We start from the raw sequence: 712 nt of genomic DNA, 5'->3' as shown, positions 1-712 counted from the left end.
AGCACATTGCGCACATGCTCTACGCTGATACTGCCACTTGGCGCCATGCCTTCTAGCACCAACTCGACCGCCACCAATACCGCCTCAAGTCCAGCTTGTGGCACCACGGCCAGAACCTGAGCCATCACCCTATCTCCACCGGGATGCCGCAGTAACGACTGGCGCAAGCGTAGCAGCGGCGCTGGTAAGTCCAGGAATGGCGTGCCATTGCGCAAAGCGCCTGGCTTGCGCTGGACCAGCTCGATATAGTGCTGCCAGTCATAACTGGTCCGGCCACTGCCCGGAAGGCGTGCATGGCTTGCCACTACGGTATCGCCCGCAGCCACATCGATTCGATCAGGATAGATCCGGGTGCTGACGATATGGCCAGCCCATTCACATGGCACGGAATAGCGATTACGAGTTGCAGTCACCAAGCAAGTGCTGCTTACCCGGGCTAGCCGTTCGACGTAGCCGTCGAATGGTGCAGGCATGGACATTAGATGTCCTTTCTCCAACTCCCACATCTCTGCGACTGTGAACTGGCGATGAATGGGATGCGCGGTATCGGCCCACACTGATCGACAGCGCTCTGCCAGCTAGGCATTGAGTTCTATGAAGGAGCCAAAGCGCCGTGTACTTGCCTCGATCCAGATCCGCCGGCGGCTGTCTTGTACATTCTTCTCGACGACACTTTTTTCCCAACCCGAAGCGACATTGCAAAAGTCAGGAT

1 pseudogene is annotated in these 712 nt (G+C 57.4%); it reads right to left on the bottom strand.

The features are described 5' to 3' along the window. Positions 1 to 712, bottom strand: a pseudogene (locus LPW39_RS23295) (Mu transposase domain-containing protein); the annotation flags it as partial.

The organism is Comamonas koreensis (assembly GCF_021026195.1).
GTDB classification, from domain to species: Bacteria; Pseudomonadota; Gammaproteobacteria; order Burkholderiales; family Burkholderiaceae_C; genus Comamonas; species Comamonas koreensis.
This window is presented reverse-complemented; position numbering and strand designations above follow the sequence as displayed.